The sequence below is a fragment of the Microbacterium neungamense genome (assembly GCF_024971095.1).
In the GTDB taxonomy this organism is placed as follows: Bacteria; Actinomycetota; Actinomycetes; order Actinomycetales; family Microbacteriaceae; genus Microbacterium; species Microbacterium neungamense.
In genome coordinates, this window is the sequence record NZ_CP069717.1 from 239,298 (window position 1) to 255,007 (window position 15,710).

Below are 15,710 nucleotides of genomic sequence, written 5' to 3' on the forward strand. Positions count from 1 at the left end.
GAATGAACCGATGACGATGACACCCGAACAGGCCGCCTGGTTCCAGGGGACCTTCCACCGCCTCGTCGACAACGTCGACAAGGCCGTGCAGGGCAAGCGCGACGTGGTGAGCCTGGTGCTCGCGTCGATGCTCGCCGAGGGGCACGTGCTGCTCGAGGACGCCCCGGGCACCGGGAAGACGAGCCTGGCGAAGGCGCTGGCGGCCACCGTGCAGGGCACGAGCTCCCGCATCCAGTTCACGCCCGACCTGCTGCCGTCCGACGTCACCGGCGTCACGATCTACGACCAGCAGTCGCACCGCTTCCAGTTCCACAAGGGCCCGATCTTCGCGTCGATCGTGCTCGCCGACGAGATCAACCGCGCCTCGCCGAAGACCCAGTCGGCGCTGCTCGAGGTGATGGAGGAATCCCGCGTCACCGTCGACGGCGTCACCCACGAGACCGGACGTCCGTTCCTGGTGATCGCCACGCAGAACCCCATCGAGCAGGCCGGCACGTACAAGCTGCCGGAGGCTCAGCTGGACCGCTTCCTCATCAAGACCTCGATCGGCTACCCCGACCTCGAGGTGACCGAGAGCATCCTTCGGGGCGCGTCGCACCGCAACCCGTCCGCATCCCTGTCGGCGATCATCACCACCAGCGCCGTCGCCGACATGGCCGACCTCGGCGCCACCACACATGTCGAGGCAGCGGTGCTGCGGTACGTCGCCGAGCTCGCCGAGGCCACCCGCACCGATCCCGCCATCCGCCTGGGCGTCTCCGTCCGCGGGGCGATCGCGATGATCCGCATCGCGAAGGTGTGGGCCGCCGCGCACGGACGGCACTATGTGCTGCCCGACGACATCAAGGCCCTCGCCCGCCCGGTCTGGCAGCACCGCCTGCTGCTGGACGCTGAGGCGGAGTTCGCCGGCACGACGGCCGACGCCGTCATCGCCCGTGTGCTCGACGGCGTCGCCGCACCGCAGGCCCGAGCGGCGGCCTGATGACGGCGGAGACGCTTCCGGCGGCACCCGCGACCACGGAGCGAGACGCCGGGTGGCGTGACATCGCGGCCGTCATCGGGGTGCGCGTCCTCGAGCGTCTCCGCCGCATCGCCGCGGTGATCCGTCCGCTGGCGTGGGTGCTGATCGGCACCACGGCGCTGTTCTGGATCACCGGGCAGCTGCTCGGATGGGTCGAGCTCACCGTCGCCGCGGCCGTCATGGCCATCGTCCTCGTGCTGTGCTCCTTGTTCCTCATCGGGCGCACCGAGTACGACGTGTCCCTCGACCTCGCGCGCACCCGCGTCGTGGTGGGGGAGCGCGCCGTCGGCGCCCTGACCCTCGCCAACCGCGGCACCCGGGCGATCCTGCCCTCCCGCGTCGTGCTGCCCGTCGGGTCGGGACGCGGCGAGTTCGGCATCGGCCGCCTCGCCCCCGGCGAGGAGGCCGAGGAGCTGTTCGCCATCCCGACGCAGAAGCGCGGCGTGGTCAAGGTCGGGCCGGTGAGCGTCGTGCGCGGCGATCCGCTCGGCCTCTTCGAACGCGCCCACCGCCGCGACGATCCGGTCGACCTGTACGTGCACCCGCGGACGATCCTGTTCGAGGGGCAGTCCCTCGGCTACCTGCGCGATCTGGAGGGGCTGCCGGCCACCGACCTGTCCCGCGACGACGTGTCCTTCCACGCGCTCAACGAATACCAGCCGGGCGATGACCTCCGCCATGTGCACTGGCGCTCGACGGCGCGCACCGGCGTGATGATGGTGCGCCAGTTCGAGGAGACCCGGCGCTCGCACTTCGTGATCGGCCTGTCCCGCTCCACCGGCGACTACGCCTCCGATGACGACTTCGAGCTCGGCATCTCGGCCGCCGGGTCGATCGGCCTGCGCGCCCTCCGCGACTCCCAGCGCGTGGACCTGCGCGTGCAGGGCCGGGAGCTGCCCGCTCGCACCGGCAAGCAGATGCTCGACTCGCTCTCCGCGCTGGAGAGCAGCAGGCCGCGCGAGGGCGGTGTCGCCGAGCTGGCCGGCGTCGTCGCCGCGACGATGCCCCTGGCCAGCGTGGTGGTGCTCGTCTGCGGGTCGAAGGTGTCCCCGGACGACCTCCGCCTCGCCTGCTCGCGGCTGCCGTTCGGCGCCCGCGTGATGGTCGTCGTCGCCGACACGTCGGTCGACCTGCCCGCCCTGCGCCGCATCGGCGATGCCGACGTCGTCTCCGTCGGTGCGCTCGAGCAGATCCCGCTCGCCCTGCGGAAGGTGCTCGCATGACTCTCGCCCCGCGCCGCTGGATCCTCGATCTCGGCATGACCGCGCTGCTCATCGGCGTCGCGATGGTCGGCTTCCTGCCCACGTTCGCGGGGCCGTCCTACCTGCCGGCCGCGGTCGGCGGCATCCTGCTCGGCCTCGCCATCGCCGCCGTCTGCGCCCTCCGCCGATGGGGCGTGCTCATCGTCACCGGGCTGGTCATCGCCGCCTACTTCGTGTTCGGCGGCGCGCTCGCCCTGCCGCACACCGCCCTCCTCGGGTTCCTCCCCAGCCTGGAGACGCTGCGGCTGCTGGCGCTCGGCGTGGTGACCTCCTGGAAGCAGCTCCTCACCACGGTGGCTCCGGTGTCGGCCGCCGACGGTCACCTCATCGTGCCGTTCCTGCTCGCGCTCGTCGCGAGCTCCGTCACCGCGTCCCTCGCGCTGCGCCTGGAGCGCGTCGTGTGGGCCCTCCTGCCCGTCGCGGCGACGCTCGCGCTGGTCATCGCCCTCGGCACCCCGGAGCCGGCGATGCCGGTGGCGCAGGGGCTCCTCGTGGCCGTCCTCTCCATCGTCTGGCTCGCCGTGCGGCAGATCTGGGCGCCGCGCAACGCCGCCGTGTCGGTGGGCGAGGTCGACCCGGCGCGCGCCGCGCACATGCGGATGCGGCGGATCGTCGCCGGCGCCGCGGTGCTCGTCATCGCCGGCGGCGCCGGCGTCGCCACGAGCGCGTTCGCGACCCCGCAGCAGCCCCGCCACGTGTTCCGGGACGTGATCATCCCGCCGTTCGACATCCGCGACTACCCCAGCCCGCTGCAGTCGTTCCGCAAGCACGTCCGCGACCACAAGAACAAGACGCTGTTCACCGTGCGCGGACTCCCCGAGGACGCCCGCATCCGCATCGGCACCATGGATCAGTTCGACGGCATGGTCTACAACGTCACCGACGGGGGACCGGGATCCTCGAGCGCGTTCACGCCGCTGCGCTCGAACATGGCGCCGGATGCGGAGGGCGTGCCCGCCACGCTGAAGATCGAGATCGCGGAGTACAACGCCGTGTGGGTGCCGGATGCCGGGCACGTCTCGGCGATCCGCTTCCAGGGCGACCGCGCCGAGGAGCTGCGCCGCAGCACCTACTACAACCCCGCCACCGGCACCGCGGTGGCCACCTCGAAGCTCGCCCGCGGCGACGCCTACACGGTGGAGACGATCATCCCGGCCACTCCCGACGACGACCGGCTGGGCGACGCGGACTTCGGCAAGGTGCCGATGCCCAAGCAGAGCAACGTCCCGCAGGAGCTCTCCGCCCTGGCATCCGAGATCGTCGCCGGCGCCGAGACGCCCATCGAGCAGGTGCGGGCGCTGGAGACCTTCCTCGCCGAGGGTGGCTTCTTCAGCCACGGCCTCGAGGGTGAGGTGATCTCGCGGGCCGGCCACACCTCCGAGCGCATCTCCACCCTCCTCGGCGGGGACCAGATGATCGGCGACGACGAGCAGTACGCCGTCGCGATGGCGCTGCTCGCGCGCGAGGTCGGCATCCCGGCGCGCGTCGTGATGGGCTTCTACCCGGACGAGGAGCAGAAGGACCAGGCTGTCTTCGAAGCCACCGGCGACACCCTGCACGCCTGGACCGAGATCAACTTCGCCGGCTTCGGATGGCTCACCTTCAACCCGACGCCGCCCGAGGACAAGGTGCCCAACGACCAGAACACCAAGCCTCGGGTGGACCCGAAGCCGCAGGTGCTGCAGCCGCCGCCCCCGCCGCAGGAGCCGGTCGACCTGCCGCCCACGCTGCCGGACGACCGCGAGTCCGAGGACGAGTCGCTGAACATCCTCGGCATCATCGGCACCATCCTGGCGATCACCGGGATCTCCTTCGCGATCCTCGCGCTGCTGGCATCCCCGTTCATCGTGATCGGCGCCTGGAAGGCGGCGAAGCGGCGCGCCCGCCGTGCGGCCGAGCGTACCGCCGACCGGATCAGCGGCGGCTGGGACGAGCTCACCGACCGCGCCATCGACTACGGCGCGCGCCTGCCTGCCGGCGCCACCCGCACCGAGGAGGCGGCCCGCGTCGCCGAGACATTCACCGTACCCGCCGTCACCGCGCTGGCCGACCGCGCCGACGCCGAGGTGTTCGGACCCGCCGAGCCCACGCCGGAGGAGGTCGACGCGTTCTGGAACGAGGTCGACGGAATCGTCGCCGGCCTTGGCGCGCAGGCCGGCTTCTGGAAGCGCACCAAGGCGCGGCTGAACCTGCGCTCGGTGCTCGGCGGCAGCGCGATCAGCGGGCGCCTGCAGGAGCTCAAGGACGCCGCGGCCGCGCGCGTGCGCGGCGGACGTGCCAGCATCGAGACCACCACATCCACCCCAGCGGAGAGCGAGACGACGTCATGACACAGGTTGCGTTCGGGCAGGTCGCCCCGGTTTCACGGCGCGCCGTGGCCTACGTCATCGACGCCCTGATCGCCGCCGGTCTCGGCATCGTCCTGGGGACGGTGCTGGTGGTCGCGGCCACGCTCTCCGGTTCGCCCGAGGGGATGCTGGCCACGCTCGCGCTCGGCGCCCCCCTGATCAGCCTGCTGATGCTCGGCTGGTTCGTCGTGTACACGCTGATGCAGTCCCGCTCGGGGTCGATCGGGATGCGGGCGCAGGGTCTGCGCCTGGTGCGCGCCGACGACGGCGGACCGCTGGGGTTCGGCCGTACGCTGCTGCGGAACGTCATCTTCGGCCTGGCGGCCTCGATCGTGGTCGGCTATTTCACGCCGCTGTTCGACGGCTCGGGCCGATTCCAGGGCTGGCACGACAAGGTGGCGGGCTCCCTCATGCTCGACGCCAGGACCGCGCGGACGCCCGACGCGATGACCGCGCCCGCGTCGCCGGCCCTTCCCCAGCCCGCGTTCGAGCGGACGCCCCCGCCCGGGTTCCCGACGCCGCCCTCCGCCGTACCGGCCCGCCCGGACCTGGCGAGCCCGGCCTCCCGGCAGCCCGCCGATCCGGCCCCGTCGGCGCTGGCGTTCCCGCAGCCGGCGTTCCCGCAGCCGGCGTTCCCCGCGCCGCCGCGCCCGCCGCTGCCAGAGCCGGCAGCCCCGGCCGCCGCAGCGCCGGTGAGCGACATCGAGGAGACGCAGCTGCAGCACCGTCCCGCGCCGAGCGCGGCGCCGGATGCCGGGCTGATCGCGTTCGTCCCCGGCGTCACCCAGGACGGCCCGCCGCAGCGCGCGGACGCCCCGCCGGCACCGCAGACACCCACCGGTCCTGCCGTGCCGCCGCCCGCCGCCCCGGCCGCCCCGGGGCCGGACCTGCCCGCCGTTCCGGCGCCCGCGCCGCCGGCATCCCCGGTGCCGGAACCCGCCACCCCGGCCGAGCCGGCGCCCGCGGTCGAGCCGCCCGCCGTGCCCGCGCCGGCCGTCGAACCTCCCGCGGTCCCGGCTCCGGCGGCCCCGGCATCCGCGGCGGATGCCGCCGACGACATCGAGGAGACGCGGATCAGCGTCCCCGGCCATCGCCTCGTCTTCACCTGGGACGACGGCACCCGCGTCACCGTCTCGCGGCGCACGGTGTTCGGCCGCAACCCGAACGCGGAGCCGGGGGCGCTGGCCGTCGCCGTCCGCGACGAGACCCTGTCGCTGTCGAAGACGCACTTCGAGGCGGCGGCCGAGGCATCCGGCGGGTGGGTGCGCGACCTGCACTCCACGAACGGCATGACGATCGTCCGCGACGGTCAGCGCATCGCCTGTCCGGCCGGGCAGCAGGTGCCGGTGCGGCTCGGCGACGCGATCGAGATCGGCGATCGCGTGGTGACGATCGGCGGTTACGCATGACACTTCCCCTCGTCGCCGCGCCCGGATCGGCGACCCACCCCGGCGTCCGCCGCTCCGTGAACGAGGATGCGCACCTGGCCAGCGCGCCGGTGTTCCTCGTCGCCGACGGCATGGGCGGACACGAGGCGGGCGCGCGTGCGAGCGCCACCGCGATCGCCGAGTTCCTCCCGTTCATCGGGCGCACCGCGCTCGAGCTCGACGACGTGCGGCTCGCCGTCGCCCGCGCGCACGCCGCCGTCGACAGCCTCTCCAGCGCCCTCGACGGCCGGGCCGGCACCACGCTGAGCGGAGTGGTGATCGCCTCCGTCGACGGGATGGGGTACTGGCTCGCGCTGAACATCGGCGACTCGCGCACCTACCGCCTCGCGGACGGCGAGCTCGAGCAGATCACGGTCGACCACTCCGTCGTGCAGGAGCTCATCGAGGCGGGCGAGATCACCGCCGAGGAGGCGCTCACCGACCGCCGCCGCAACATCATCACGCGGGCGATCGGCGCCAGCAGCACCGGCGAGGCGGACTACTGGCTGTTCCCCGCCGAGCTCGGCGACCGGATGCTGATCTGCTCGGACGGACTGTCGTCCGAGGTGCCGATCGCGAGGATCCGTGAGATCCTCTACGACGAGCCGGATCCTCAGGCCGCCGCACAGGCGCTGGTGGACGAGGCCCTGCGCGCGGGGGGACGGGACAACATCACCGTCGTGGTGGTGGACGCCGTCGCGGTCGCGTCGCGACCGGGAACGCCGATGCAGGCGGACGACGAGACGGACATCGACGCGGACACGCACCGGCGTGAGATCGCAGCAGGAGGGACCCGCTGATGCAGACGACCTACCGACCGGGATCGTGGTACCTGATCGCCATGCCGGGCGTGCTCGTGACCGTGCCCGCCGAGGCGGAGGGCGAGATCGTCCGCGCGCTGTGGGACCGGCTCGCCGAGAAGCCGAGCCTGGCGACCGCGATCGACGTGCTGGCGGGCGGCGCCGGATCGTTCACCGGCATGCCCTCGTTCGCCGCCGCGATCGCCGAGGGTGAGGATGTGCGCGTCGCCGTGCGCGGCGAGGTCGCGGTGACGGTCACCGCGGATGCCGGCAGCGAGACCGTGTCGGGAGCGGACGTCACCACCTGGAGCGAGCGCTTCGCCGCGAACGCGACGCGGGTCGAGATCGCCGCCGAGGAGCCCGCCTCGCCGGCCGCACTCCCGCTGCAGAGCGGCATCGTGCTCGCCGCCTCCGCCGAGGCGGACCTCCGCGCCGACTCCGACCCGCTCGCCCCGCCCGTCTTCCCCGCGACGGGCGCCGAGCCCCAGACGGACGCTGAGCCCGTCGAAGCGTCCCACCTTTCGACAAGCTCAGGGTCCGAGTCCCAGCCGGACGCTGAGCCCGTCGAAGCGTCCCCTGTTTCCCCGGAGCCTTCGACGAGCTCAGAGTCCGAGCCTGCGGCGCCCGCAGCCGACAACGGCGTGACCCTGCTGCCCACCGAGGTCACCTACGCCCCGGCGGAGGACGACTTCGACCAGCTCTTCGGCGCCACCGTGCACACCCCGCCGAAGCCGCCGGCGCCGCCCGCTCCCGTCTCGCCGGCTCCGGCACCGCCGGTCTTCGGCGACCACGACGGCGCCACCATCGCGGCATCCGAGCTCCGCAATCTGCGTCAGGCTCCGCCGGCCGCGCCGCCGGAGGCGCCCACCGCCGTCATCCCGGTCGCGCCGTCGGGCCGCATCCGGGTGTCCACCGGACAGGTCGTCACGCTCGACCGCACCGTGATCATCGGCCGCCGCCCGCGCTCCACCCGCGCGAGCGGGGCGAACATGCCGCACCTGGTGGCCGTGGAGAGCCCGCAGCAGGACATCTCCCGCAGCCACCTGGAGATCCGGCCCGAGGGCGACACGGCCGTGGTGGTCGACCTGCACACCACGAACGGCTCCACTCTGCTGCGCGCCGGCGCCGATCCGGTGCGTCTGCACCCGGGTGAGCCCACCATCGTGGTGTCCGGCGACGTGGTCGACCTCGGGGACGGCGTGACAGTCGCCTTCGAGGATCTGCCGTGAACCGGCCGCCCTCTCCGCCGCCGGACCTGCCCGGCTTCACCTACCTCGAGCCGCTCGGCACCGGCGGGTTCGCCGACGTCTTCCTGTACGAGCAGCACATGCCCCGCCGCCGCGTGGCGGTGAAGGTGCTGCTCGCCGAGCGGATCTCCAGCGGAGCCGCGCAGGAGTTCACCGACGAGGCGAACGTGATGGCCATGCTCTCCACGCATCCGGCCATCGTCACGATCTACCAGGCGGGCGTCGCGGCGGACGGCCGGCCGTACCTGGTGATGGAGTACTGCCCGCGCCCGAACCTGCAGATCCGTGCCCGTCGGGAGCCGTTCTCGGTGGCCGAGGCGCTGCGCGTGGGCATCCAGGTCGCGGGTGCCGTGGAGACGGCGCACCGCGCCGGGGTGCTGCACCGCGACATCAAGCCGGCCAACATCCTCGTCACCGAGTACAACCGGCCCGCGCTGACCGACTTCGGGATCGCCTCGACCACGGGCGCGACCGGCGAGGCATCCGGCATGTCCATCCCGTGGTCGCCGCCGGAGTCGTTCGCCGACCCGCCCACCAGCGGCCCGCGCACCGACGTCTGGGCGCTCGGCGCCACCCTGTACACCCTCCTCGCGGGACGCTCGCCGTTCGAGCGCCCCGGTGAGCGCAACACCAGCGCCGACCTCATCGAGCGCATCGAGCGCGCCGCGCTGCCGCGGCTGAACCGGGCCGACTCTCCGGACAGTCTGCAGGCCGTGCTCGAACGGTCGATGGCGAAGAATCCCGACGACCGCTATCCGAGCGCGGTCGCGTTCGCGCGGGCGCTGCAGAAGGTGCAGATCGAGCTGGCGCATTCGGTCACGCCGATCGACATCGTCGACGAGCATCCGCACCCGGACGAGGTCGAGGACGACGGCGACGGACTGACGCGGGTGCGGCAGGTGCAGTCGATCAGCCCGGAGGCGCAGACGGCGACGCGACCGTCCGCCGCGACGGAGCGGAAGCGGCCGGATGCCGGCCCCGGCGGCATTCCGCGCTTCGACGCGCCGCCGGCGTCCCCGCCGGCCGCCCCGCCGCCGTCGTACGCCCCGAGCCAGGCTCCCGCGCCGGCGGCCGAGGACGACCGCACCCTCCTGCGCCCGCCGACGATCCTCGCCCCCGAGGCCCCGGCGGCGCAGGCCGCGGCGGCCGCGACCGAGGCCGCGCCGGCGTCGGCATCCGTCGAGCACAAGCGCTCGAGGGGGATGCCCTGGTGGGGCTGGCTGATCACCGCCCTCGGCGTGCTGATGCTCGTCCTGGTGCTCTGGTTCAGCAGCTCCCTCGCCGACATGCTCGTGCCGGAACCGGCGGAGACCTCTGCCGAGCCGGTCGACCCGCAGGATCCGATCTCCGCGATCGTGCCCCCGGTGACCGAGCTGACCGGCAGCCGGAGCGGCGAGACCGTGAGCTTCCGCTGGACCAACCCCGATCCGCAGGAGGGCGACTCCTACATCTGGTACCAGGTGACGCTGGACGGGCCGGGGGATCCCGCGAACACCACCGAGAACACCGTCACGCTCCCCGGCGCGCACCCGGAGCGCACGTGCATCGAGGTCATCCTCAAGCGCGCCGACGGGCGGGCCTCACCGGAGAGCAGGGGATGCGTCGAGTGACTCAGGAGATCTGGGAGATCGACGAGAAGAAGCCGACGATCGAGGGCGTCGACGCGGCGGGACGACCCGACCCCGCGTACGCGGCTGCGCTCGGACTGCGGCGCGCGCCGTTCGGCCGCCGTGCCCTCGCCGCCGCCTGCGACGGCGCGATCTGGCTGCTGCTGCAGCTGCCGCTGTGGCTCGGCGGGGTCCCGCTGCTGCTCAAGCTCGCCACCGGAGCGGTCTCGCCGTACGGGTTCCTGAACCACCCGGACTTCACGCTCGCGGTCGTGATGGCCGCCATCACGGTGCTGCTCACCCTCGTCTTCGGCGTCGTGCAGCTGATCCTGCACGGCCGCAAGGGCGTGACCGTGGGCAAGGCCGTCGCCGGCATCCGGACGGTGAACGTGCGCACGCTGGAGCGTCCCGGCGTCGGCCCCGTGCTGCTGCGCTTCCTCATGGTCTCCGCGGCCGGGCTCATCCCGCTGCTGGCCCCCGCCTTCCTGATCTCGCCCACGTTCGATCCGCAGGGCCGCGGACGCGGCTGGCACGACAAGGCCACGAACGTGTGGCTCGTGGACGTGCGCAAGGGGCTGCACCCGTACGACGAGAAGCGGATGCGGGTGGCCCGCAAAGCCGTGAAGGCCGAACCGGTGCCGGAGCGCGCCCCGCTGCCCTCGCTCGCGACGCCGGTGGACCCGGGAGCGCAGCCCGAGTACCGGCCGGGCAGCCGGCTGAGCGCCGGGGTCGTCGGCGTGGCCCGGCCACATGACCCGCGCGCACGGGAGGCGTCCGACCGGCCGTCGGCTCCCGTGCCGTCGTCGTCCCCAGCATCGCCCGTGGTGCCGGTGGTGCCCGCCGCCCCGGCATCCGCGCCGGCGGCCGCACCCGTCGCCGCGCTGGCGCCGGCGCCGCAGCCGGCTCCCGCCGCCCAGCCCGCACCGGCAGGCCAGCCCGCCGTGGTACAGAGTCCCGCGTCGGCGCCCGCCCCCGCCCCGCAGCCGGCGCCCGCCCCCGCCCCGCAGCCGGCGCAGGCCCCCGCCCCGCAAGGCGCGCCGGCCGTGCGCTTCGGGCTGCGGTTCGACACCGGCGACAGCATCCCGATCGCCGAGCCGGTCCTGCTCGGGCGCAACCCCGATGCGGCGCAGCACCCCGGCGCGCGCCCGATCCCGCTGCCCGACGAGACCCGCTCGCTCTCCAAGACGCACCTGCTGGTGCGGCCGGTGGAGGGCGGGCTCGAGGTCGTCGACTGCCGGTCCACGAACGGCTCGGGGCTCATCCGCGGCGGCACCGAGTACGGCATCGCGGCCGGCCGGCCGATCGTGACCACCGAGGGCGACATGATCCGCCTCGGCGACCGGGTCGCGGCGGTCGTGCGCATGAGCGCGGATGCGAGCGGCGGACGATGACGACGACGGACGAACAGAGCGTGACTGAGGACAACGGATGAGGCTGAAGCTGACCCTGCACCGCCAGGCGGGCGACCCTGTCGACATCGTGATCACGACCGACTCCACCGCCACGGCGGGGGATGTGGCGCGACACATCGCCGAGGCCGACCCGACGCGGTCGACGCCGGTGGCCGAGGGCGATGTCCTCACGCTCGCGGTGGCGCCGCCCACCGGCGATCGTCTGGTGCCGCTGCAGCCCGACGTCCCGATCGGCGAAGCGCCGATCGGCTCCGGCTTCGCGGCATCCGTTCTCAACTACGGGCCGGACTACGCGTCCGCCGGACAGCGCCAGATCGTCGGCGTGCTCCGCGCGGTGGGCGGGACGCTCGCCGGGCAGGAGTTCCCGATCGCGTCCGGGCACGTGTTCCTCGGCCGCGACGCCTCCAACGACGTCGTCCTTTCCGACCCGATGGTCTCCAAGCGGCACGCGCGCCTGGAGGTCGGCACGCACATCGAAGTCGTGGACCTGAACTCCGCCAACGGCGTGCTGGTGGACGGCATCGCGGTGCAGCGTGTCCGCATCGAGGAGGGCGAGCCGTTCGTCATCGGCGGCACCACGCTCGTGCTCCGCCTGGCCCGCTCCTTCGACGGCTCGGCCGCCGAGGAGCCGATCATCGAGCGCGGCGGGGGGCTGCTGTTCAACCGCAGCCCCCGGGTCGAGGTGCGCTACCCGGGCACGCTGTTCAAGCCGCCGCGGCTGCCCACCGAGAAGATCGGCAAGATGTTCCCCTGGCCGATCCTGGTCGCGCCGATCCTGATGGGCATGGCGCTGTACGCCATGAACGGCAACCCCCGCTCTCTGCTGTTGATCGTGATGACGCCGCTGATGGCGTTCGGCAACCTGATCAACCAGTCGGTGCAGAGCAAGAAGAGCCAGAACCACGAGTTCCTGCTCTTCGAGCGGCAGTTCGAGCAGCTCGAGGAGGACCTCTTCCACGGCAAGCCGGAGGAGGAGCAGGCCCGCAACGCCGAGGCGCCCCCCGTCGCGGAGGTCTTCGACCACGCGATGCGTCTGGGGCCGATGCTGTGGACGCGCCGCCCCGAGCACTGGAACTTCCTCGGCGTGCGGCTCGGCAGCTGCCGGCTCCCGGCGCGCAACCGGATCGACGACGCCGACGTCCCGGACGGGCTGCCCGAGTTCATCGAACGCGTCGACCGGCTGCGCGAGCGCTACGAGTTCGTCGACGACGTGCCGGTGTTCGACACGCTCCCGGATGCCGGTTCCGTGGGCGTCGCCGGACCCCACGCTCCGGTCGCGGACGCCATGCGCGGGCTCGCGGTGCAGCTGTTCGGGATGCACGCGCCGAACGACGTCGTCGCCGTCGCGTTCGCGGATTCGGCGTGGACGCCGGAGCTGGACTGGCTGAAGTGGATGCCGCACACCTCCAGCGAGCGCAGCCCGTTCCGCGACATGGCCCTCGCCGACTCGGCCCCGACCGCCGCCGCGCTGCTGAGCAGCCTCGAGGAGTACGTCCTGCGGGCGGGGCCGGAGGGCGGCGGTGAGCCGCGCGGCCCGTTCAAGGAGGACTGGAATCCGCTGCTGTACGGCACGGACGTCGCCCGCGCGGCCGGCGAGCACAAGAACACCCCGCCGGTCTCGGTGATCGTGTTCGTCACCAGCGACGCCCCCGTCGACCGCGGGCGGCTCACCGACGTGCTGGAGCGCGGCGCGGATCGCGGTGTGCACGCGGTCTTCATCTCCCCGACCGTGGAGTCGCTGCCCGCCGTCTGCCGCAGCTACATCGACGTCACCGGCGGCCTCGAGGACGCCGAGGTCGGCCTGGTCCGCAACGGCGAGAAGTTCGAGCACGTCAAGGTCGAGGGCGTCTCCAACGCGTACATGCAGATGCTCGCCCGCCGCCTCGCGCCGGTCGTGGACGCCAGCACCGTGGTGCACGACGCCTCCGACATCCCCAGCTCGGTGATGTTCCTGCAGCTGGTGGACCCCGCGATCGCGGAGGACCCGCAGGTGGTGATCGAGCGGTGGCGGCAGAACAACACCATCGTGGACCGGACGCCCGCGCCGCGTCCCCGGCTGAAGAAGGCAGGCACCCTCCGCGCCATCATCGGGCAGGGGGCGAGCGACGCGATGGCGCTGGATCTGCGCACGCACGGACCGCACGCCCTCGTCGGCGGCACCACCGGCGCCGGCAAGTCGGAGTTCTTGCAGGCGTGGGTGCTCGGCATGGCCGCCGCGCACAGCCCCGACCGGGTCACCTTCCTCTTCGTCGACTACAAGGGCGGCTCCGCCTTCGCCGACTGCGTCGAGCTGCCGCACTGCGTCGGCCTGGTGACGGACCTGAGCCCGCACCTGGTCCGCCGCGCACTGACCAGCCTCCGCGCGGAGCTCCAGCACCGCGAGCATCTGCTCAACCGGAAGAAGGCGAAGGACCTCCTCGAGCTCGAGAAGCGCCAGGACCCGGAGTGCCCGCCGGCGCTGGTGCTCGTCATCGACGAGTTCGCCGCCCTGGCATCCGAGATGCCGGAGTTCGTGGACGGCGTCGTCGACATCGCCCAGCGCGGCCGGTCCCTCGGCATCCACCTCATCATGGCGACGCAGCGCCCCGCCGGCGTCATCAAGGACAACCTGCGCGCGAACACCAACCTCCGCATCGCCCTGCGCATGGCGGACGAGTCCGACTCCCGTGACGTCGTGGATGACGCCATCGCGGCGACCTTCCCGCCGTCGATCCCGGGCCGGGCGATCGCGAAGACCGGCCCCGGCCGTCTGGTGCCGTTCCAGTCGGCCTACACGGGCGGCTGGAGCACCGACGACGACGCGGCCGCGGCCGAGGTGCGCGTCGCGGAGCTGCGGTTCGGTGCGACCCGCGAGTGGGAGCCGGACCGTCCCGCCGAGTCGGATGCCCACGAGGAGGACCTCGGCCCGAACGATCAGAAGCGCATCGTGTCGACCCTGATCCGGGCCGCGGATGCCGCGCGGCTGCAGCGGCCCCGCCGCCCCTGGCTGGACGATCTCTCGCCGCTGGTGGATCTGCGCGACCTGCCGAACGAGGGCGACACGCGCATCCCGATCGCCATGGTCGACGTGCCGGAGAAGCAGCTGCAGGAGCCGGCGGTGTTCGTGCCCGACCGGGACGGCTCGCTGGTGATCTACGGCACCTCCGGCTCGGGCAAGTCGACGCTGCTGAAGACCATCGGCACGGCCGCCGGCATGCGCCCCGACCTCGGTCGCGTGCACGTCTACTGCCTCGACTTCGCCTCGGGCTCGCTGTCGGCGCTGTCGGCGCTGCCGCACGTCGGCTCGGTGGTCGACGGCGGCGACGTCGAGCGCATCCAGCGGCTGTTCCGCACCCTGGACCGCGAGATGGACCGCCGCTCCGCGGCGTTCGCGGCGGCCAGCGCCGCATCCGTGCAGGAGTACCGCGAACTGCGGGACCCGCGGATGCCGCGCATCCTGCTGCTGATCGACAACTACCCCGAGTTCAAGAAGGACTGGGAGGTGGCTCCGGGCCGCGGGCCGTTCTACCGCATCTTCATGCGGATCCTCGGCGAGGGCCGCACGCTGGGCCTGCACACCGTGATCACCACCGACCGCGGCAACGCCGTGCCCAGCGCGGTCGCCTCGAACATCTCGCGTCGCGTCGTGCTGCGGATGGGGGATGCCAGCCAGTACATGCTGCTGGGCGTGCCCCGGGACGTCCTGGACGAGCAGTCGGTGCCCGGTCGCGCGGTGATCGACGGGCACGAGGCGCAGATCGCCGTGCTGGGCGGCACGTCGAACGCGGTCGAGCAGACCAAGGCGCTCAGCGCGCTCGGCGATCGGCTCCGCGAGCAGGGCGTGCGCGACCTGCCCGAGATCGGCGCGCTGCCCACCATGGTGCCGGCATCCGACATGCCCGCGCAGGTGGACGGGATGCCGGTGTTCGGCGTGGCCGACGAGTCGCTCGCCCCGCACGGCTTCGAGCCGATCGGGTCGTTCGTCATCACCGGGCCGCCGGCCTCCGGCCGCACGAACACGCTGCGGGCGCTCATCGTGGCCATGGAGCGCTTCGACCCGAACGTGCGGATGTACCACTTCGGCAGCCGCCGCGCCGAGCTGAAGGACTTCCGCCCGTGGGTGCGCAGCGCCACGAAGCCCGAGGACGAGAAGGAGCTCGCCGCGGAGCTGGCCGAGCTCGTCGTCGCCGACAACCCCGGCGGCCGCATCATGATCGTCATCGAGGACATCCCGCACCTGGCCGACGGCCCGGCCGACCGTCAGATGCGGACGCTGCTGCAGGCGATGAACAACAGCGACCACCTGCTCATCGGCGAGGCGGAGATCAGCCGCGCCAGCGGCAGCATCGGCGTGCTCGGCGAGTGGAAGACGGGTCGGCAGGGGATCGTGCTCAAGCCCGACACCTACGACGGCGACGCGATCTTCAAGACCCCGTTCGGCCGCGTCAAGCGGACGGACTTCCCGGTCGGGCGCGGGATCTTCGTGCAGGCGGGCCGCGCCATCACGATGCAGGTGCCGTTCGTCCCCGCCACCCCGGCGAATGGGTAGAGGTGCATGGGTACCGCTCCCCGTTTGCGGGGTGGGGATGATTGGCTAACCTCGTCGT

The 15,710-nt window shown here is 72.9% G+C and carries 9 protein-coding genes; all 9 read left to right on the forward strand.

The features are described 5' to 3' along the window. Window positions 1-10: 10 nt before the first annotated feature. The 9 genes from JSY13_RS01140 to JSY13_RS01180 are packed head-to-tail and all read left to right on the forward strand — an operon-like array spanning window position 11 to window position 15,652. Window positions 11-982: an AAA family ATPase gene (locus JSY13_RS01140; RefSeq protein ID WP_259607197.1), complete on the forward strand. Its 972-nt coding sequence runs from the start codon at window positions 11-13 to the stop codon at window positions 980-982. Beyond that, complete coding sequence (locus JSY13_RS01145; protein ID WP_259607198.1) at window positions 982-2,244, forward strand: DUF58 domain-containing protein; 1,263 nt, start codon at window positions 982-984, stop codon at window positions 2,242-2,244. The genes JSY13_RS01140 and JSY13_RS01145 overlap by 1 nt, the downstream gene beginning before the upstream one ends. Then, window positions 2,241-4,613 carry a transglutaminase TgpA family protein gene (locus JSY13_RS01150; RefSeq protein WP_259607199.1) on the forward strand — a complete coding sequence of 791 codons (2,373 nt, stop codon included), beginning with the start codon at window positions 2,241-2,243 and terminating at the stop codon, window positions 4,611-4,613. Before JSY13_RS01145 ends, JSY13_RS01150 begins: the two co-directional genes overlap by 4 nt. Next, complete coding sequence (locus JSY13_RS01155) at window positions 4,610-6,040, forward strand: RDD family protein (RefSeq protein WP_259607200.1); 1,431 nt, start codon at window positions 4,610-4,612, stop codon at window positions 6,038-6,040. Before JSY13_RS01150 ends, JSY13_RS01155 begins: the two co-directional genes overlap by 4 nt. Continuing rightward, a complete protein-coding gene (locus JSY13_RS01160) occupies window positions 6,037-6,858 on the forward strand; it encodes a PP2C family protein-serine/threonine phosphatase (protein ID WP_259607201.1) in 822 nt (273 codons plus the stop codon). Before JSY13_RS01155 ends, JSY13_RS01160 begins: the two co-directional genes overlap by 4 nt. Next, window positions 6,858-8,087 (forward strand): FHA domain-containing protein, encoded by a 1,230-nt coding sequence (locus JSY13_RS01165; RefSeq protein ID WP_259607202.1) that lies wholly within the window; start codon window positions 6,858-6,860, stop codon window positions 8,085-8,087. The genes JSY13_RS01160 and JSY13_RS01165 overlap by 1 nt, the downstream gene beginning before the upstream one ends. After that, window positions 8,084-9,715 (forward strand): serine/threonine-protein kinase, encoded by a 1,632-nt coding sequence (locus JSY13_RS01170; RefSeq protein WP_259607203.1) that lies wholly within the window; start codon window positions 8,084-8,086, stop codon window positions 9,713-9,715. Before JSY13_RS01165 ends, JSY13_RS01170 begins: the two co-directional genes overlap by 4 nt. Further along, window positions 9,712-11,103 (forward strand): RDD family protein, encoded by a 1,392-nt coding sequence (locus JSY13_RS01175; RefSeq protein ID WP_259607204.1) that lies wholly within the window; start codon window positions 9,712-9,714, stop codon window positions 11,101-11,103. Before JSY13_RS01170 ends, JSY13_RS01175 begins: the two co-directional genes overlap by 4 nt. A gap of 37 nt (window positions 11,104-11,140) precedes the next feature. Further along, on the forward strand, window positions 11,141-15,652 hold the full coding sequence (locus JSY13_RS01180) for a type VII secretion EssC family protein (RefSeq protein ID WP_259607205.1): 4,512 nt from the start codon (window positions 11,141-11,143) through the stop codon (window positions 15,650-15,652). Window positions 15,653-15,710: the final 58 nt, after the last annotated feature.

Excerpts from the sequence above, each read along its gene's own strand:
- JSY13_RS01140 (WP_259607197.1), top strand. The coding sequence starts at position 11 with ATGACGATGACACCCGAACAGGCCGCCTGGTTCCAGGGGACCTTCCAC.
- JSY13_RS01145 (WP_259607198.1), top strand. The coding sequence starts at position 982 with ATGACGGCGGAGACGCTTCCGGCGGCACCCGCGACCACGGAGCGAGAC.
- JSY13_RS01150 (WP_259607199.1), top strand. The coding sequence starts at position 2,241 with ATGACTCTCGCCCCGCGCCGCTGGATCCTCGATCTCGGCATGACCGCG.
- JSY13_RS01155 (WP_259607200.1), top strand. The coding sequence starts at position 4,610 with ATGACACAGGTTGCGTTCGGGCAGGTCGCCCCGGTTTCACGGCGCGCC.
- JSY13_RS01160 (WP_259607201.1), top strand. The coding sequence starts at position 6,037 with ATGACACTTCCCCTCGTCGCCGCGCCCGGATCGGCGACCCACCCCGGC.
- JSY13_RS01165 (WP_259607202.1), top strand. The coding sequence starts at position 6,858 with ATGCAGACGACCTACCGACCGGGATCGTGGTACCTGATCGCCATGCCG.
- JSY13_RS01180 (WP_259607205.1), top strand. The coding sequence starts at position 11,141 with ATGAGGCTGAAGCTGACCCTGCACCGCCAGGCGGGCGACCCTGTCGAC.